Annotated in this window: 19 protein-coding genes; 13 read left to right on the plus strand and 6 right to left on the minus strand. The window is 62.3% G+C overall.

Going from position 1 to position 16,236, the window contains the following annotated elements:
- Positions 1 to 58: 58 nt before the first annotated feature.
- From OCA5_RS12620 to OCA5_RS12630, 3 genes are read right to left on the minus strand one after another with little or no spacing between them, the layout of a single operon-like run.
- Positions 59 to 1,666, minus strand: a complete 1,608-nt coding sequence (locus OCA5_RS12620; protein ID WP_012562647.1) for an NTP transferase domain-containing protein — start codon at positions 1,664 to 1,666, stop codon at positions 59 to 61.
- Positions 1,663 to 2,379, minus strand: a complete 717-nt coding sequence (locus OCA5_RS12625) for an XdhC family protein (protein ID WP_012562646.1) — start codon at positions 2,377 to 2,379, stop codon at positions 1,663 to 1,665. The genes OCA5_RS12620 and OCA5_RS12625 overlap by 4 nt, the downstream gene beginning before the upstream one ends.
- 2 nt (positions 2,380 to 2,381) lie before the next feature.
- The gene (locus tag OCA5_RS12630) at positions 2,382 to 2,714 is read right to left on the minus strand and encodes an XdhC family protein (RefSeq protein ID WP_012562645.1); all 333 of its coding nucleotides are present in this window, start codon (positions 2,712 to 2,714) and stop codon (positions 2,382 to 2,384) included.
- Between the two features lie 170 nt (positions 2,715 to 2,884).
- Here OCA5_RS12630 and pcaD point away from each other — a divergent pair, with 170 nt between their 5' ends.
- Positions 2,885 to 3,667: a 3-oxoadipate enol-lactonase gene (gene pcaD / locus OCA5_RS12635; RefSeq protein ID WP_012562644.1), complete on the plus strand. Its 783-nt coding sequence runs from the start codon at positions 2,885 to 2,887 to the stop codon at positions 3,665 to 3,667.
- A gap of 9 nt (positions 3,668 to 3,676) precedes the next feature.
- Here the strand turns inward: pcaD and OCA5_RS12640 are convergent, their stop codons facing one another.
- Both OCA5_RS12640 and OCA5_RS19300 read right to left on the minus strand, forming a co-directional pair.
- Positions 3,677 to 4,189, minus strand: a complete 513-nt coding sequence (locus OCA5_RS12640) for a hypothetical protein (protein ID WP_012562643.1) — start codon at positions 4,187 to 4,189, stop codon at positions 3,677 to 3,679.
- A gap of 178 nt (positions 4,190 to 4,367) precedes the next feature.
- Positions 4,368 to 4,511, minus strand: coding sequence for a hypothetical protein (locus OCA5_RS19300; RefSeq protein WP_012562642.1), 144 nt, complete (start codon positions 4,509 to 4,511; stop codon positions 4,368 to 4,370).
- 228 nt (positions 4,512 to 4,739) lie between these two features.
- Here OCA5_RS19300 and OCA5_RS12650 point away from each other — a divergent pair, with 228 nt between their 5' ends.
- The 6 genes from OCA5_RS12650 to OCA5_RS12675 all read left to right on the plus strand — a co-directional run bounded on the left by OCA5_RS12650 (position 4,740) and on the right by OCA5_RS12675 (position 10,136).
- A complete protein-coding gene (locus OCA5_RS12650) occupies positions 4,740 to 5,654 on the plus strand; it encodes an ABC transporter permease subunit (RefSeq protein WP_012562641.1) in 915 nt (304 codons plus the stop codon).
- An 8-nt stretch (positions 5,655 to 5,662) separates the two neighbouring features.
- Complete coding sequence (gene livM / locus OCA5_RS12655) at positions 5,663 to 6,991, plus strand: high-affinity branched-chain amino acid ABC transporter permease LivM (protein WP_012562640.1); 1,329 nt, start codon at positions 5,663 to 5,665, stop codon at positions 6,989 to 6,991.
- Positions 6,988 to 7,824, plus strand: coding sequence for an ABC transporter ATP-binding protein (locus OCA5_RS12660; RefSeq protein ID WP_012562639.1), 837 nt, complete (start codon positions 6,988 to 6,990; stop codon positions 7,822 to 7,824). The genes livM and OCA5_RS12660 overlap by 4 nt, the downstream gene beginning before the upstream one ends.
- The gene (locus tag OCA5_RS12665) at positions 7,821 to 8,555 is read left to right on the plus strand and encodes an ABC transporter ATP-binding protein (protein ID WP_012562638.1); all 735 of its coding nucleotides are present in this window, start codon (positions 7,821 to 7,823) and stop codon (positions 8,553 to 8,555) included. The genes OCA5_RS12660 and OCA5_RS12665 overlap by 4 nt, the downstream gene beginning before the upstream one ends.
- A complete protein-coding gene (locus tag OCA5_RS12670) occupies positions 8,555 to 8,926 on the plus strand; it encodes a DUF6867 family protein (protein ID WP_012562637.1) in 372 nt (123 codons plus the stop codon). Before OCA5_RS12665 ends, OCA5_RS12670 begins: the two co-directional genes overlap by 1 nt.
- Positions 8,927 to 9,026: 100 nt before the next feature.
- A complete protein-coding gene (locus tag OCA5_RS12675; protein ID WP_012562636.1) occupies positions 9,027 to 10,136 on the plus strand; it encodes a branched-chain amino acid ABC transporter substrate-binding protein in 1,110 nt (369 codons plus the stop codon).
- A 36-nt stretch (positions 10,137 to 10,172) separates the two neighbouring features.
- On the opposite strand, the gene OCA5_RS12680 is transcribed toward OCA5_RS12675, so the two are convergent.
- Positions 10,173 to 10,907, minus strand: coding sequence for a cytochrome c biogenesis CcdA family protein (locus tag OCA5_RS12680; RefSeq protein ID WP_012562635.1), 735 nt, complete (start codon positions 10,905 to 10,907; stop codon positions 10,173 to 10,175).
- A 127-nt stretch (positions 10,908 to 11,034) separates the two neighbouring features.
- On the opposite strand from OCA5_RS12680, the gene OCA5_RS12685 reads away from it, so the two are divergent.
- The 6 genes from OCA5_RS12685 to OCA5_RS12710 all read left to right on the plus strand — a co-directional run bounded on the left by OCA5_RS12685 (position 11,035) and on the right by OCA5_RS12710 (position 16,226).
- The gene (locus OCA5_RS12685; RefSeq protein ID WP_012562634.1) at positions 11,035 to 12,039 is read left to right on the plus strand and encodes a P1 family peptidase; all 1,005 of its coding nucleotides are present in this window, start codon (positions 11,035 to 11,037) and stop codon (positions 12,037 to 12,039) included.
- A 101-nt stretch (positions 12,040 to 12,140) separates the two neighbouring features.
- Complete coding sequence (locus tag OCA5_RS12690; protein ID WP_012562633.1) at positions 12,141 to 12,776, plus strand: tetratricopeptide repeat protein; 636 nt, start codon at positions 12,141 to 12,143, stop codon at positions 12,774 to 12,776.
- 255 nt (positions 12,777 to 13,031) lie between these two features.
- Positions 13,032 to 14,087 (plus strand): multicopper oxidase domain-containing protein, encoded by a 1,056-nt coding sequence (locus OCA5_RS12695; RefSeq protein WP_013913239.1) that lies wholly within the window; start codon positions 13,032 to 13,034, stop codon positions 14,085 to 14,087.
- A 20-nt stretch (positions 14,088 to 14,107) separates the two neighbouring features.
- Positions 14,108 to 14,788, plus strand: a complete 681-nt coding sequence (locus OCA5_RS12700; RefSeq protein ID WP_013913240.1) for a c-type cytochrome — start codon at positions 14,108 to 14,110, stop codon at positions 14,786 to 14,788.
- A 20-nt stretch (positions 14,789 to 14,808) separates the two neighbouring features.
- The gene (locus OCA5_RS12705) at positions 14,809 to 15,186 is read left to right on the plus strand and encodes a c-type cytochrome (RefSeq protein ID WP_013913241.1); all 378 of its coding nucleotides are present in this window, start codon (positions 14,809 to 14,811) and stop codon (positions 15,184 to 15,186) included.
- Between the two features lie 47 nt (positions 15,187 to 15,233).
- A complete protein-coding gene (locus tag OCA5_RS12710) occupies positions 15,234 to 16,226 on the plus strand; it encodes a multicopper oxidase domain-containing protein (RefSeq protein ID WP_012562629.1) in 993 nt (330 codons plus the stop codon).
- Positions 16,227 to 16,236: the final 10 nt, after the last annotated feature.

The following is a 16,236-nucleotide window of genomic DNA, read 5'->3' on the forward strand; positions in this document are numbered from 1 at the left end:
CGGGGGCAACGCTATCCGAAAACCGGTTTCAACTTGGTGAATAAACCGTCACCGGGCCTCAGCGGTGCTTCAACGCGTCGGCCAGCGCCTCGGGCGTATCGACATCGAGGAAGACACCGACGCCGGTCGTCGGGACTTCGACCACCAGTTCGTTATGCTTCATGATGATGTGGCGCGCACCGATATCGCCTTCGAGCGTCAGCAACTCCTTGAACAGCCGACGCGACCACAGCACCGGATTGCCACGACGGCCTTCCGCCACCGGGATGGCGATCAAACCGTCCTTCTCCGGCGCGAAAGACTCGATGAGGCGGTCGAGCACCTTGCTGTCCACCAGCGGCATGTCGCCGAGGCAGACCAGCGCGGCACCACTCGACGACGGCACCGCCTTGATACCGGCCTTGAGCGACGTCGCCAGCCCTTCCGCAAAATCAGGATTGTGCACGAAGCCGACATCGAGGCCGCACAGCGCTTCCTCGATCCGCTCGTGCTGATGACCTGTCACTACAACGACGGACTCCGCCCGCGAGGCCAGCGCCTGCTCGGCGACGATGCGCACCAGCGGCTTGCCGTCGATCTTCTCGAGGAGCTTGTTCGGCCCGCCCATCCGCGTCGAGCGGCCGGCGGCGAGAATGATGGCGGTGACATCGGTTTCGATCACATCCGGCTCCGGTACACGAGGATGCGGACGCTGGATAACTTCCATCAGCAACCCGCCGACGCCCATCGCAGTGATTTCCTCGCGGGTCATCTTGAGGTTCGCGAGAAGGCGCATCAGTACCCAGTCGAAACCGTTTTCCTTCGGCGAACGGGCGCAGCCCGGCGCGCCAATCACGGGCACCTTTCCGATGCGCCCGACGAGAAGCAGATTGCCCGGATCGACCGGCATGCCGAAATGCTCGACCTTGCCGCCGACATTTTCGACTGCCAGCGGAATGATGTCGCGCCGGTCCGCAATCGCGGACGCGCCGAAAATCAGGACAAGCTCCGAGCCGAGATCAACGAGCTCCTTGACGGCCTCCCGCAGCGCCGGCTCGGTGTGCTGGACGCGCCGCTCGGCGATCACCTCGGCACCGGCACGCGCAAGGCGCTCCTTCGTCACCTGCACGGTCTTGTCGATCACCTTGGGCGCGAGGCCGGGCAGCATTGTCGACACGACACCGACCCGCTTCACGGTGAAGGGCACGACATCAATCCGGCGCTGGTGCGCAGCGTCCACCGCCTTGTCGTAGACCGCACGGTCGATACCGAAAGGAATGAGCTTCACGGTCGCGATCATCTCGCCTTCGGTGACGGCCTTGAAAGCCGGCAGGGTCGCAAACGTAATCGACTCGTCGACACGATTCAGTTCATCGACCGCCTTGCGATCAACCATCAAGATACCAGGACGGGCAGCAAACAGATTGCAACGGCCGGTAAAGGCCTTCTCGACATGGATGCCCTCACCCGCAATCATCTGCGCGACACCGGAGGCTGCCTCGTCTTCCGAGACATCGTTCGCCTCAAGCCGCGCAACCACGATCTCTTTGACGCCGGCATGAACCAATGCCTCGGCATCTGCGCCGGTGATCAGCGTCCCCTTCTTGAGGACGACACCGCTCTGGCGGATCGCATGAACTGCAACCCCGCCGATTGCTTCCTTGGGTGAAACAGGTCCAAATTTCATGCCGGAACACTCTCTCGTGGGACGCCAACGCCAGCGGTCGGCAATCGCAATGAAGCCGTGATCTGGGCCATAACGGAGACCGCGATCTCGGAGGGAGACACTGCCCCGATATCGATGCCGATCGGCGATCGTATCCGGGACAGCGAGTTGTCGCTTTCGCCCGCGTCCTTGAGGCGCGCGAGGCGTTTTGCATGGGTTTTGCGCGAGCCAAGCGCGCCGATGTAGAAGCAGCCCCGCTCAAGCGCATGCAGGAGCGCGAAGTCGTCGACCTTGGGATCGTGGGTCAGTGCGGCGAGCGCCGTGTAGCGATCGACATTCATGGACGGCAACACGGCCTCGGGCCAATCCGCAATGACCTGCACGTCAGGAAAACGCTCGGGTGATGCGAACGCGGTGCGCGGATCGACGATACAGACGTCATAGCCGAGCGACTGCGCGAGCGGCGCGAGCGTCTGGCTGATATGAACCGCACCAATGATGATGAGACGCGCCGTGGGCGCATAAATGTTCAGGAACAGATTATCGTCGCCGACCTGAATAAGCTCGCTGCGGCCCATCCGAAGATATTTGTCGAGCTCGGCGTGCAGCGGGTCCTTCGCAATATCGGCAGCCTTGACGAGGCGCTGCTCTCCGGTCGCGATGTTGGTGACAACGATCGCGGGACGGCGCGCACTGCGTTCAGCATTCAATTGCGAGAGCGTTTCCCGTTTCACAATCAGTCTTTCACTTCGATCTTCTCGACGAACACCCGGATGGTCCCACCACAGGACAGACCGACCTTCCACGCCGCCTCATCGGCGACCCCGAATTCAAGCAGCTTCGGTTCCCCGCTCGCAATGACATCGAGAGCCTCGGTGATCACCGCACCCTCGACGCACCCGCCGGACACCGAGCCCAGAAACACGCCGTCCGCCCTGACAGCGAGGTTCGAGCCCGCCGGGCGAGGCGCCGAACCCCAAGTTTTTACGACTGTTGCCAGCGCTGCGCTATGGCCGGCTTTGACCCAACCTTCTGTCGTCTGCAGAAGGTCCTCATCACGCTCCAACATGATTTGTTCCAGCCGCCCTCCCCGATGATATCCTGCGCTTCGAGTCACGCCACAGATACCCTCTTCCACATCAACTATATAAGCCGCCGACGCAATTGGATATACAGCTATAACTACTTGTTAAAGCTAGCAGATATGCCATTTGCCAAAGCCGGTGAGAGACTTTCGCCATGCCTATGATCGACACCGGGGACTGCCTCATCAACGTCTCGGTGGAAGGACGCGACGGCGGGCCGACGCTGATGCTCTCCAATCCGCTTGGGGGGACGCTGGCCGTCTGGGACCCGCAGATCGCCGCCCTCACCCGGTTCTTCCGCGTCATCCGCTATGACCGGCGCGGCCATGGCAAGTCCGGCGCCCCTCCGGGACCCTATAGCATCGCGGATTTCGGGCGCGATGCGCTCGCGATCCTCGACGACCTCAACATCGCCCGGGTGCATTGGTGCGGCCTCTCGATCGGCGGCGCGGTCGGGCAATGGGTCGCAGCGAACGCTCCGAAGCGGATCGACCGGCTGGTGCTGTCGAACACCACCTGTCATGTCCCCGATGCCGCGCCCTGGCATGCGCGGATCAAAACGGTCACTGAGAAAGGCCTCGACGCCATCGTCGACGGCGTCATGGCCGGCTGGTTCACCGATGAGTTCCGCGACCGCGACCCGGAAGCGGTGAACCGCATCCGCACCATGTTCGTCTCCAATCCCGCCGCCGGCTATGCCGCAAGCTGCGCCGCGCTGATCGGGCTCGATCTGCGGGATCTCCTGCCAAGCATCAAGGCGCCAACGATGGTGATCGCTGGGCGCTACGACATGTCCTCATCGGTGCAGATGGCCGCAACGATCCGTGCGGGAATTCCGAATGCGTGCCTGACCATTCTGGAGGCGGCGCATCTCTCCAATATCGAAGCGGCCTACGGTTTCAACGAAGCCGTGACGGGCTTTCTCACGCAGCAATAGAGAACCGGATCAAGCCGGCCGGCCGGCAGGGAATACGCGCTCCGGCACGTTGATCGTGCGCGGCGCTTCATGCGCACTGCCTTCGACGATCATCACGATGCCTGCTGCCAGCAGCAGCAAAAGTTCGGTCGCGTGCAGCCTGACGGCAGCCGCCTCACCGACGAGCGACGCCGCCACCATGCAGCCGAAACAAAGGAGGCTGCCGAAGACGAGCGCAAAGCCGAGCGCTTCCTCCGCGCCGCGCTTATGGGAGAGCGCTTCGCGAATGACGAGCAGCAGAAACGTGAAGAAAAACGCCACGACCAGAACGCGCGACAATGCAAACAGCCACGCGAAGCGCGCGAGCCCCAGCGCCGACCACGCAAGGTGATCGCTGGCGAACATCGCAGGTGCGATATTGGCGGGTTCATACATCCCGCGAACGGGCGACATCACAATGCGAAGCGCGGCAATGGTCCAGGCCGGGATGAAGTAGCAGGCGAGCATTATTCCGTTGAATATGCCAAGCCGCCATTCCTTCATCGCCCACCCCTTCGCGCCCCTGAGAAGGCCTCTAGCGCAGGTGCCACGCAGGCCAGGAGCGGGCAATATAAACCGTCTGTTTACGTTAACGGGCTGGGCCAATGGCCGAGACCAAGAAAAAAACCCCGTGCGAAACGGGGTTTTCCTCAAGTTTTTCAGTGAAGTTTTCCACAGCCGGCTAGTGGCCGCCTTTTTGACCACTCTTCTGGCCGCCTTGCTGGGAGCCCTGCTGCTGTTGCTGCTGGCCACCCTTCTGGCCACCGCCCTGCTGTTGCTGGCCGGGCTTCTGGTTCTGCTGGGACTGCTGGTTCTGGTTCGACATAGGAAATCTCCTGTTGAACGCCCCCTCAATTGCCATCCGCAAACTTCGTTCCGAACGAAATCAGGTTCCGTCTCAGGAATGCGTGATCCCGCGATATCCTCCACAACACCGCATCAGACACGCCGCCGCAGTTGCCGCACCCGGTTCCCGCTGATAAAAAATGTCCCATTCCAACGTCTTGGCTGCCGGAGCCGGTGACGCCGAACGACAACGCCAACACGGCAGCCGATGGATTATTTCGCCCAGCAACTCATCAACGGACTGGTTCTCGGCTCGATCTACGGGCTGATCGCGATCGGCTACACGATGGTCTACGGCATCGTTGGCATGATCAACTTCGCCCACGGCGACATCTTCATGATCGGCGGCTTCATTGCGCTGATCTCGTTTCTGGTGCTGGTCTCGCTCGGCATGACTGCCGTGCCGCTCGTGCTGTTGCTCGTCGTGCTGATCGCGATGGCAATCACCGCACTCTATGGATGGACGGTCGAGCGGATCGCCTATCGGCCGCTACGCCAATCCTTCCGCCTCGCGCCAATGCTCTCGGCCATCGGCATGTCGTTCGTGCTGTCGAACTTCTCGCAGGTCGCCCAGGGCGCACGCGTCAAGCCGGTGCCGCCGATCGTGACCGGCGGCTATACGCTCTTTGAGAGCAACGGCTTCGTGGTGCGACTCTCCAACATCCAGATCATCGTCGTGCTGACGACCGTGGTGTTGCTCGCAATTTTCTCGTGGGTGGTGACGCGCACGCGGCTCGGCCGCGACATGCGTGCCTGCGAGCAGGACCAGACGATGGCATCACTGCTCGGCGTCGATGTCGACCGCACCATCTCCATGACCTTCGTGATCGGCGCCGCGCTCGCCGCCGTCGCGGGCATGATGTACCTGCTCTATTATGGCGTCGTCGATTTCTTCATGGGCTTCGTCGCCGGCATCAAGGCGTTCACCGCTGCGGTTCTCGGCGGCATCGGCTCGCTGCCCGGCGCCATGCTGGGCGGGCTCGCCATCGGCCTCATCGAGACGCTGTGGTCGGCTTATTTCTCATCCGAATATAAGGACGTCGCCGCCTTCTCGATCCTGATCGTCGTCCTGATCTTCATGCCGACCGGGCTGCTCGGCCGTCCCGAAGTCGAAAAAGTCTGAGCGGCCGCGTGACCGACCAGACGCTCCCCGCACCCAAACCCAAACGCGCTCCGCACACCGGTGCGGCCTTCATCCTGAAACGGGCGTCGCTTAGTGCCGCCATCGCGCTGGTGCTGTTCTCGCTGATGATCGGCATCCGCACCGACGCGGGCCCGACCGGACAACTGATCTATTGGACGCGGTTCGGCGACCTCGCGATGATGGTGGTGCTGGTCTTTGCGGGCAGCATCCTCGTCGAGCTTGGTCGGCAATGGTTTTCCGCACGGCATCATGCGCCGATCCTGCCCGAAAGCGCCAAGCGCGGCCTGACGACCCTCGGCCGCCTTGTCGTACCCGCGCTTCTGATCTTCGCATGTCTGGCTCCGGTGATTTTCTACAATCAGCGCTACATGCTTGATCTTAGCATTCTGGTTCTCACCTACATTATGCTCGGCTGGGGCCTGAACATCGTCGTCGGCCTCGCGGGCCTGCTCGATCTCGGCTACGTCGCGTTTTACGCGGTCGGCGCCTATTCCTACGCGCTGCTGTCAACCACCTTCGGCCTGTCGTTCTGGGTCTGCCTGCCGCTCGCCGGCATCCTCGCCGCATTCTGGGGAATCCTGCTCGGCTTTCCGGTGCTGCGCCTGCGCGGTGATTATCTCGCCATCGTCACGCTGGCGTTCGGCGAGATCATCCGCCTCGTGCTGCTGAACTGGCAGCATGTCACCGGCGGCCCCAACGGCATTTCGGGCATTCCGCGCCCGAGCCTGTTCGGCATTCCATTGACGCCGGGGCCGAACGGCCTCGCCGCGCAACTCGGCATTCCGTTCTCGCCGACGCACCGCCTCGTGCTGCTGTTCTACATCATCCTCGCGCTGGCGTTGCTGACCAACTGGGTCACGATCCGCCTGCGCCGCCTGCCGATCGGCCGCGCATGGGAAGCGTTGCGCGAAGATGAGATCGCCTGCCGTGCACTCGGCATCAACACCACGACGACGAAGCTCACCGCCTTCGCCATCGGTGCGATGTTCGGCGGCTTTGCTGGCGCATTCTTCGCCACCCGACAAGGCTTCATCAGCCCGGAGTCGTTTACGTTCCAGGAATCCGCGCTGGTGCTGGCGATCGTCGTGCTCGGCGGCATGGGCTCGCAGCTCGGCGTCGTGCTATCCTCGCTCGCGCTGATCGGCGGGTTCGAGCTGTTCCGCGGCTTCGAGCAATTCCGCATGCTGGCCTTCGGCGGGGCAATGGTGCTGCTGATGATCTGGCGACCACGCGGCCTGATCGCGCATCGCGATCCGACCCTGTTTCTCGGCAAACCAACCACGGTCTCCTCCGAGCTTGTGAAGGAGGGCCGATGACCGCGCCCGCCTCCATCCTCGAAGTGCAGCACCTCTCGATGCGCTTCGGCGGCATCGTTGCCGTCAACGATCTGTCGTTCGACGTGCGCCGCGGTGATATCACCGCACTGATCGGCCCGAACGGCGCGGGCAAGACCACGGTGTTCAACTGCATCACCGGCTTCTACAAGCCGACCACCGGCATGCTGCGGCTCACGCATGCGGACAGCCGCGAATTCCTGTTGGAGCGGCTTCTTGACTACCGTGTTTCGAAAGTCGCGAAGGTCGCGCGCACATTTCAGAATATTCGCCTGTTCGCGGGCATGACCGCGCTCGAAAACCTGATGGTCGCGCAGCACAATCGCCTGATGCGCGCGTCCGGCTTCAGCTTCCTCGGCCTGCTCGGTGCACCGACATTCCACACCGCCGAACATGATGCGATCGAACGCGCACGCTACTGGCTCGACCGCATCGGCCTCACCGCTCGCGCCGATGATGCAGCGGGCAGCCTGCCCTATGGCGATCAGCGCCGGCTCGAGATCGCGCGCGCGATGTGCTCGGAGCCCGCGCTGCTCTGCCTCGACGAGCCAGCCGCCGGCCTCAACGCGCGCGAGGGCGAGGCGCTGAGCGAGCTTCTGCTGGCGATCCGTAAAGAACACGGCACATCCATTCTTCTGATCGAGCACGACATGTCGGTGGTGATGGAGATCGCCGACCGCATCGTGGTGCTCGACTATGGCGTGAAGATCGCCGAAGGCACGCCGCGCGAAATTCGCGACGACCCGAAGGTGATTGCCGCCTATCTCGGCGCCGACGAGAAAGCCGCCATCGAAGTCATGGAGCAGGACGCATGAGCGAGGCGCCTCTCCTTGCGATCCGCGGGTTGCGCGCCGCCTATGGCAATATCGAAGCGCTGAAAGGCATCGACCTCGATGTTCAGAGGGGCGAGATCGTCGCGCTGATCGGTGCGAATGGCGCAGGCAAATCCACACTGATGATGACGATCTTCGGCCGCCCCCGCGCGCGCGACGGCGAGATCATCTTCGACGGCGAGGACATCACCCACACGCCGACGCATCGACTCGCGGGCCTGCGTATCGCGCAATCGCCCGAGGGACGACGGATATTTCCGCGCATGAGCGTTGCCGAAAATCTGCAGATGGGCGCCGACGCCGCGCATGTCAGCGAGAGCGAGCACGCTGCAGACCTCGAACGCGTGCTGACGTTGTTTCCACGCCTCAAGGAACGCCTGACGCAGCGCGGCGGCACGCTGTCCGGCGGCGAGCAGCAGATGCTGGCGATCGGGCGCGCGCTGATGAGCCGCCCACGGCTGTTGCTGCTGGACGAGCCGTCGCTCGGTCTCGCGCCACTCATCACCCGCCAGATCTTCGATGCCATCCGCACCCTGAACGAAACCGACGGCCTCACCGTGCTGATCGTCGAGCAGAACGCCAACCACGCGCTTCGGCTGGCCCATCGCGGCTATGTCATGGTCAACGGCCTCATCACCATGTCGGGGGTGGCAAGCGAACTGCTGGAGCGGCCGGAAATCCGCGCGGCCTATCTCGAGGGGGGCCGCCACTGATGACGGCTCTCTATATCAACGAGGCCTGGTGGCAGGCTGTTATTCTCACCCTTATCCTCGGAGGCGGCGGCGCGTGGCTTGCCGGGCGTGCCATTGCCCGTACCTGGCGCGGCATGCATATCGCCATTCTGGCTACCATTCCGATGGCGATGGCGGTGCGCTTCGTGCATTTCGCGCTGTTCGATGAACCGCTGCTTGCCCCGCTGCCATGGGTTGTCGAAGCGGCCATTCTGCTGAGCTTGATCTGCCTTTCCTTTCAGCACACCCGCGCGCGGCAGATAGTGCGGCAATATTATTGGCTTTATGAACCCCACGGCCCGCTCGGCTGGAAACTGCGACAAGATGCACCGCAGCAACCAAACCCTGCGTAAAATTATCAGTGACGCGGCGGCCCAGAACGACTTGGCGGCCCGGCCGTTCGCCACTAACCTCCCGCCCCATCTTCAATTGTCCATCGAGGGAATGACTCGCATGATCCCAACCCGCTTGCTCGCCGTCACCTGCGTGGCGCTGTTCGGCTTTTCGGCGCAGGCCACGGCTCAAACCATCCCGGTCGCCGTCGCCGGCCCCATGACCGGCGGCGAATCCGCTTTCGGCCGGCAAATGCGCAACGGCGCCGAACAGGCGGTTGCGGACCTCAACGACGCAGGCGGCGTGCTTGGCAAGAAGCTTGCGCTGCAGATCGGGGACGATGCCTGCGATCCGAAGCAGGCTCGTTCCGTAGCGGAGAAGCTCGCCAATTCGGGCACGGTGTTCTCGGCCGGACATTACTGCTCGTCCTCCTCGATCCCGGCCTCGGAAGTTTATGCCGACGGCAACGTTCTTCAGATCAGCCCCGGTTCGACCAACCCGCTTCTGACCGAGCGCAAGCTGTGGAACGTGCTGCGCGTCTGCGGGCGTGACGACCAGCAGGGCAGCGCCGCCGCAAAGTATCTCATCAAGAATTACGCCGGCAAGAACATCGCGATCCTCAACGACAAGACCACCTATGGCAAAGGTCTCGCGGACGAGACCAAGAAAGCGCTCAACGCAGGCGGCGTCCAGGAGAAGCTGTTCGAGTCCTACAACAAGGGCGACAAGGACTTTAATTCCATCGTGTCTCGCCTGAAGCGCGAGAACATCGATCTCGTCTATGTCGGCGGTTATCATCAGGAGGCAGGCTTGATCCTGCGCCAAATGCGCGATCAGGGCCTCAAGACGGTGATGATGGCAGGCGATGCGCTGAACGACAAGGAATTCGCCTCCATCACCGGCCCGCTTGCCGCCGGCACGCTGTTCACCTTCGGCCCCGACCCGCGCAACCGTCCGGATGCGAAGGCTATCGTCGACAAGTTCAAGGCGAAGAATATCGATCCGGAAGGCTACACGCTCTACACCTACGCAGCTTTCCAGGTCTGGTCGCAGGGCGCAGCCAAGGCCGGCACCACCGATCCGCAGAAGGTGATCACCGCTATCAAGGCCGGTGAGTGGAATACGGTGATCGGCCCGCTGTCGTTCGATGCCAAGGGCGACATCAAGCAGACCGGCTACGTCGTCTACAAGTGGGACGACAAGGGCGGCTACGCCGAGTTGACCAACTAAACGAGTGGTCAGGCTCTCTCCTTCGGGAGAGGGCCTTTACCCGATGCTTTGCAGCGCCGGGAACGTCTCCAGCAGCCACACACCGAAGCTCGACACCGCGCCGGTCAAGAATGCGATGCCGACAAGGATCATCAGCACGCCCATCACGCGCTCGACCGTCGGAAGATAACGCCTGAGCCGCGCGAGCATCGAAGACGAGCGCTCGATCAGAACCGCGGCGAGCAGGAACGGAATGCCGAGCCCCGCGGAATAAACCGCAAGCAGCAGCGCGCCCTTCTGCACCGTATCCTCCGAAGCCGCGACCGACAGGATCGCCGCGAGCACCGGGCCGATGCAGGGCGTCCAGCCGAATGCGAAGGCAAGGCCCATCACATAGGCGCCCCACAGCCCCATCGGCTTCGAAACCGTAAGGCGGCCCTCGCGCATCAGGAATCCGATCCGCGTCAGGCCGAGGAAATGCAGCCCCATCACGATGATGACGATGCCGGCCACGATCGACAGTTCGGCCGACCAGCGCCGCAGCGCGCCGCCGATGACACTCGCGCTTGCACCGAGCCCGACGAACACCGTGGAGAAGCCGAGCACGAACAGGAGCGCGCTCAGCAACACCGCGCGGCGCGACGCCGCAGGTTTCTCGCCACTCGCGACCTGCTCGACCGTCGCTCCGGTGAGATAGACGAGATAGGCCGGCACCAGCGGCAACACGCAGGGCGATAGAAAACTGACAAGGCCCGCGAACAGCGCCGTGGGGATGGAAATGCTCTGAATCATGGGGCTAGATGCCTCTATCGTCCGTGGAAAGGCAAGGTCTCACTTTTACGTGTGATCGATTCCGTGCCAGTAACAAAAGGCGCACGCGCTTTAAGGATTCGCGGGATTTCCGGTTCAGGAGACCATGATGACGAGAAATCTGCTCACCGATGTCGCAGGCATCAGCGTCGGCAATGCCCATGATGAGGCTCTCGCCTCCGGCGCGACCGCGATCCTGTTTGAAACACCGGCAGTTGCAGCGCTCGACATCCGCGGCGGCGGACCCGGCACGCGCGATAGCGCCCTGCTCGATCTCGCCAACACCGTCGAGCGGATCGACGGGCTCGCACTGTCCGGCGGCTCTGCCTTCGGACTGGAAACCGGCGGCGGCATACAGGCCTGGCTCGCGGCGCAGGGGCGCGGCTTTGCCATCGGCGATGCGCGGGTGCCGATCGTGCCAGGCGCGGTGGTGTTCGATCTTCTCAACGGCGGCAACAAGAAATGGGGCCGCTTCTCGCCCTATCGCGATCTCGGCTTCGCCGCTGCGGAGAACGCCACAACGGACGACTTTGCGCTCGGCAATGCCGGCGCGGGTTATGGTGCGACCACCGCCAACTATAAAGGCGGGCTCGGCTCCGCTTCTACCACCGTGCTTGACGGCATCACGGTTGCGGCGCTTGCCGTTGTCAACGCGGTCGGCACCGTGACTGTCGGCGACGGTCCGTGGTTCTGGTCCGCGCCGTTTGAAGAGAACGGCGAGTTCGGGGGCCGCGGCCTGCCGCCCGCCTTCACACCCGACATGCGGACGGCAAGGCTCAAAGGCGCGGACAACGCGCGCGCCGGCGAAAACACCACGCTCGTCGTCGTCGCAACCGATGCCGCTCTGACCAAGCCGCAGGCTCGCCGCCTCGCAATTCTTGCCCAGACCGGATTCGCCCGCGCGATCTATCCCGCCCACGCGCCGCTCGACGGCGACATCGTGTTCGCCGTATCGCTTGGGGATAAACCGGTCGAGCCGCTCTATGGCCTGACGCAACTCGGCATGTTCGCAGCAAATGTCGTTGCACGAGCCATTGCCCGCGGCGTCTACGAGGCACATGCCCTGCCCTTTGCCGACACTTTGCCGGCCTGGCGCGATCGCTTCGGCACATGACACGCTCATTGCATCTCCTAGCTGCAGTGCAATAACATATATTTCGTTTACATCTTAATTTGGAAGCCGTAAGAGACAACCGCGTTTTCGTGGAGTCGCAAATGGCTTTCTTTCTGCGCAGTCCGGGTAGTGGCTGGCGGATTTATCTCGCTGCAGCTGTTGCCGGCATCAGTGTAGGCGCCGTTGCCGCCATCGCGCTGACACGGCTGCCGCCCCTTACCACCCATCGCATCACGACTGAGCTCAACAGCGCGGCGACGACTGTGCCGAAGCCAATCGCAAATCTGCCGGACCTGCCTGACCTGCTAACCTTCAAAGCCCCACAACCATGGGCTGTTGTCGGCGGCTCGCTCTTGCAAAGCGGCTTGCCGAGGCTTGCCGTACCGGCTTTCGAGCGTGCGATCGCAAAAGATCAAACCAACATTTCGCTCCGCGTCGCACTCGGCGAGGCACTTGCGCTGTCGCAGAATGGCGAGATCAGCGAGCGTGCGCGCATCGAGTTTGAAAGCGCGCTGCAGTCCGATCCAAACGATCTGGTCGCGCGATTCTATATGGCGCGCTGGATGCTGCAGAACGGCCGCGCGAAGCCCGCACTCGTCAAGTTTGTCGGCTTGATGCGTACCGTCGGCAACGATCCGCTCTGGTACGAACGGTTGTGGCAGATTATGCCTGAAGCCGCCGAGCAGGTCGGCATCAGCCGACTCACGCTCGAGGCGTTGTGCGTTGCAGGGATGTGAGATCATGAAACGTCGCCTCACGACGCTATGATAAATGTCACTGTATCGCTAAAAGATGTATTTTAAATATTGCTTTGACTCAACAACAGTGACAGAGTTCCGGCCATCAAGTTCGATTTGGGGATCGATATGAAACGTCTTTCCACATCTTCGGGGGCCTAACAGGAAGCGCCCGGCGGCTCCTCCCCTCTCCCCGCCGGGCGTTTTCTGCGGCTTCGCTCTTAAACATCTATAAATGTATCTTAAAGGCCCGCTATGACTGGCAATGGACGACTCTTGCCTATTCAAACCCTGGTTTCTGCTGCGCTCGTATCCGGACTGACACTGTTCGTCTCTCCGGCTCTCGCCGAGACTCGCCACTTCTCGATGACGATTGAGGACACCGTCCTCACACTGGTGGACAAACAGACCTTCCACACCTTCTCATTCAACGGCCAATCACCGGGACCGCTGATCCACGTCACTGAAGGCGACGATCTCGAAATCGAAGTCGAGAACCAGACGACGCTGCCGCATACGATCCATTGGCACGGCATGTTCCAGCGCGGAAGCTGGAAGAACGACGGCGTGCCGGACACGACGCAGCCCGCGATCGCACCAGGTGAAACCTTCACCTATCGCTTCAAGGCCGAGCCTTCGGGGACGATGTGGTACCACTGCCACGTCAACGTCAACGAGCACGTTGCGATGCGTGGCATGTGGGGACCGCTGATCGTCGACCCGAAAGATCCGCCGGCGGTCGAGAAGGAAGTCACCAAGGACTACATCATGATGTTCTCCAGCTGGGTCTCCAGTTGGGCGAACAAGCCCGGTCAGGGCGGCATTCCGGGCGATGAAGCCGACTACTTCACCATCAACGGCAAAGCCTTCCCCGACACGCAGCCGCTGCGCATTAAAGAAGGCGACGTCATCCGCATTCGCCTGATCGGCGCGGGCGACGAGATTCACTCGATCCACCTTCACGGCCATGACTTCGAAGTCTACGCCAAGGACGGCCGCCCGCTCGCCAACCCCTACCTTGCTGACACGATCCTGTTCGGCCCAGGCGAGCGCTACGACCTCATTCTGCGCGCCGATAATCCCGGCATCTGGATGGTGCACGACCATGTCGACCGTCACACCGTGAACGGCAAGTCGCCGATGGGCGGCATGATGACGACGATCGAGTACCAGGAAATCCCGGTGAAGGAGCAGTCCTTCTACAGCTGGAAAAACAAGCAATTCGTGCCGGACTTCTACTACGAGGAGTCGCTGAAGAAGCCGCTCGGCATGCACGAGAGCTCCGCGTTCAAAGGAGTACCGGCACCGTAGTGCCGATTGAGGAAACCAAGATGAAAAACAAACTGCCTTTGGCAACTGCGGTCATCACCGCAGCTCTGCTCAGCACGGCACACGCCGCCGACAAGCTCGACGCCAGTTGCGCCTCGTGCCACGCACTCACCAAGCCGACCGATACGTCGATCGAGCGCATCATCAACCGCAAGGGGCCGGACCTCTGGTACGCCGGCAGCAAGTTCAACGCCGACTGGCTTACGGCCTGGCTGCAGGATCCGAAGCCGATCCGCCCGGCGGGCTACCCCTACTTCAAGGTCATCAAGGAAGGGCCCGAACACGATGTGCCGGATGCCTCCAAGATAACGGCGCACCCCAAGCTTGCGAAAGCGGCGGCTGAAAGCGCCACCGCTGCGCTGATGGCGTTGAAGACACCGGACCTCGTGCCCGCGGGTGCGTTCAAGGGTGATGCTGCCGGCGCGCGAATGGGTGCGCTTGCCTTCACCAAGCTGCGTGGCTGCATCACCTGCCACCAAGGCGAAGACGGCAAGGGCGGATTCTCCGGCCCCGAACTCACCAATGCCGGCGCGCGGCTGCAGCCCGATTTCATCGCGGCCTACACCGCCGATCCGCAGCGCTTCGATCCGCACATCTGGATGCCGACGCTGACCCTGAAGGATCAGGACATTCAGAGGCTCACCGCATACCTGTCGGTCCAAGGCCGGGGAGACAAGAAATGAGGATTTTTGCAAATCATCGCATGCCGGCCGCACGCGGCTGGACTCGCCTCGCGCTCGCGCCTGCGCTTGCAGCGGCCGCGCTCATCCTCACGCCGGACATCGGCCGCGCCGATCCGCCGATCGAACAGGTCTACGACATCTATTGCGCACAGTGCCACGGCCTGAAGCGCAACGGCACCGGCGTCAACCTGCCGGGCTTGTCCGTGCGGCCGCGCGACCATACCGACACCAAGGGCATGGGCGATACGCCGGATGAAGAACTGTTCAAAGCCATCAAGGACGGCGGCCTCGCCGTCAACAAATCCGCGCTGATGCCGACCTGGAGCGCGGTGCTGTCCGACAAGCAGATTACCGAGATGGTGAAGTACCTCCGCAAGGTCTGCAAGTGCGGGACCTGATGACGGTGCAATCCACTCTCGAACCTACAAAATGGAGACTGCCTATAATGAGTACGACATATTTGAAGACAGCCGCGATCGCCGGAGGGATTGCGACGGCCTTGCTTCTTTCAGCGGCGCCGATCAGCGTTGCACTTGCCGAAGCACCGGCCGCCACCCAGGCCAAGGCTACGCAAGGCAAGACAGTCAAGGTTGAACTGATCGCCAAGGAAGTCGAGGTGGTGATCGACAATGAAGGGCATAAGGCCATCGGCTGGACCTTTAACGGCCAGATCCCCGGCCCTGTGATCCGCGCGACCGAAGGCGACACCATCGAATTCACGCTGAAGAACGACAAGGCCAACAAGAATTCGCACTCGATCGACATGCATGCCGCCAAGTCTGACGTGATGGGGGATTTCGCACCGATCAAGCCCGGTGAGAGCAAAACCTTCTCGTACGTCCCTGAGCACGCCGGCGTGTTCTTCTACCATTGCGGTGCCGACCCGATGATCCAGCATATCGCGCGCGGCATGATCGGCGCGATCATCATCGACCCGAAAGACCCGAACGCGATGCCGAAGGCAGATCGCGAATACATCCTCGTCGAGCATCAGACCTTCGACAATCCCGAGGACGTCAAAGGGATGATGGCGAACAACTGGCAGCACGATGCGTTCAACGCGGTACCGTTCCAGTACGATCCGGTGCATGACGTCAACGCGACGCAAACGCTGGAAGCCAAGCCCGGTGAGCGCGTGCGTATCTATATGGTCAACGCCGGCCCGAACGAGTTCTCCGGCTTCCACCCGATTGCCGGCATCTGGGACCGTGTCTATCCCTCGGGCAACCCAAAGAACGTCATGGTCGGGATGCAGAACTACACCGTCGCTCCCGGTGACGCCGCAACCTTCGATATCATCTCGCCGAAGGAAGGCGCCTACGCTCTCGTCAACCACTCGATGCGCGCCGCCCTTTCCGGCGCCATCGCGGTGCTGATGTTCAGCGACAAGGCCGACCCCACGATGGGCCACGGCGACAAGATCCTTCCGCGCCCGTAACGCGTTTCGC

The sequence above is a fragment of the Afipia carboxidovorans OM5 genome, assembly GCF_000218565.1.
Taxonomy (GTDB): Bacteria; Pseudomonadota; Alphaproteobacteria; order Rhizobiales; family Xanthobacteraceae; genus Afipia; species Afipia carboxidovorans.

Bases quoted from the DNA above. Each gene is read 5' to 3' on its own strand.
- OCA5_RS12690 (WP_012562633.1), top strand. From the start codon at position 12,141: ATGGCTTTCTTTCTGCGCAGTCCGGGTAGTGGCTGGCGGATTTATCTC.
- OCA5_RS12685 (WP_012562634.1), top strand. From the start codon at position 11,035: ATGACGAGAAATCTGCTCACCGATGTCGCAGGCATCAGCGTCGGCAAT.
- OCA5_RS12640 (WP_012562643.1), bottom strand. From the start codon at position 4,189: ATGAAGGAATGGCGGCTTGGCATATTCAACGGAATAATGCTCGCCTGC.
- OCA5_RS12705 (WP_013913241.1), top strand. From the start codon at position 14,809: ATGCCGGCCGCACGCGGCTGGACTCGCCTCGCGCTCGCGCCTGCGCTT.
- OCA5_RS12650 (WP_012562641.1), top strand. From the start codon at position 4,740: ATGGATTATTTCGCCCAGCAACTCATCAACGGACTGGTTCTCGGCTCG.
- OCA5_RS12670 (WP_012562637.1), top strand. From the start codon at position 8,555: ATGACGGCTCTCTATATCAACGAGGCCTGGTGGCAGGCTGTTATTCTC.
- OCA5_RS12620 (WP_012562647.1), bottom strand. From the start codon at position 1,666: ATGAAATTTGGACCTGTTTCACCCAAGGAAGCAATCGGCGGGGTTGCA.
- OCA5_RS12675 (WP_012562636.1), top strand. From the start codon at position 9,027: ATGATCCCAACCCGCTTGCTCGCCGTCACCTGCGTGGCGCTGTTCGGC.
- OCA5_RS12710 (WP_012562629.1), top strand. From the start codon at position 15,234: ATGAGTACGACATATTTGAAGACAGCCGCGATCGCCGGAGGGATTGCG.
- OCA5_RS12660 (WP_012562639.1), top strand. From the start codon at position 6,988: ATGACCGCGCCCGCCTCCATCCTCGAAGTGCAGCACCTCTCGATGCGC.
- OCA5_RS12695 (WP_013913239.1), top strand. From the start codon at position 13,032: ATGACTGGCAATGGACGACTCTTGCCTATTCAAACCCTGGTTTCTGCT.
- OCA5_RS12630 (WP_012562645.1), bottom strand. From the start codon at position 2,714: ATGTTGGAGCGTGATGAGGACCTTCTGCAGACGACAGAAGGTTGGGTC.
- OCA5_RS12680 (WP_012562635.1), bottom strand. From the start codon at position 10,907: ATGATTCAGAGCATTTCCATCCCCACGGCGCTGTTCGCGGGCCTTGTC.
- pcaD (WP_012562644.1), top strand. From the start codon at position 2,885: ATGCCTATGATCGACACCGGGGACTGCCTCATCAACGTCTCGGTGGAA.
- OCA5_RS19300 (WP_012562642.1), bottom strand. From the start codon at position 4,511: ATGTCGAACCAGAACCAGCAGTCCCAGCAGAACCAGAAGCCCGGCCAG.
- OCA5_RS12665 (WP_012562638.1), top strand. From the start codon at position 7,821: ATGAGCGAGGCGCCTCTCCTTGCGATCCGCGGGTTGCGCGCCGCCTAT.
- OCA5_RS12700 (WP_013913240.1), top strand. From the start codon at position 14,108: ATGAAAAACAAACTGCCTTTGGCAACTGCGGTCATCACCGCAGCTCTG.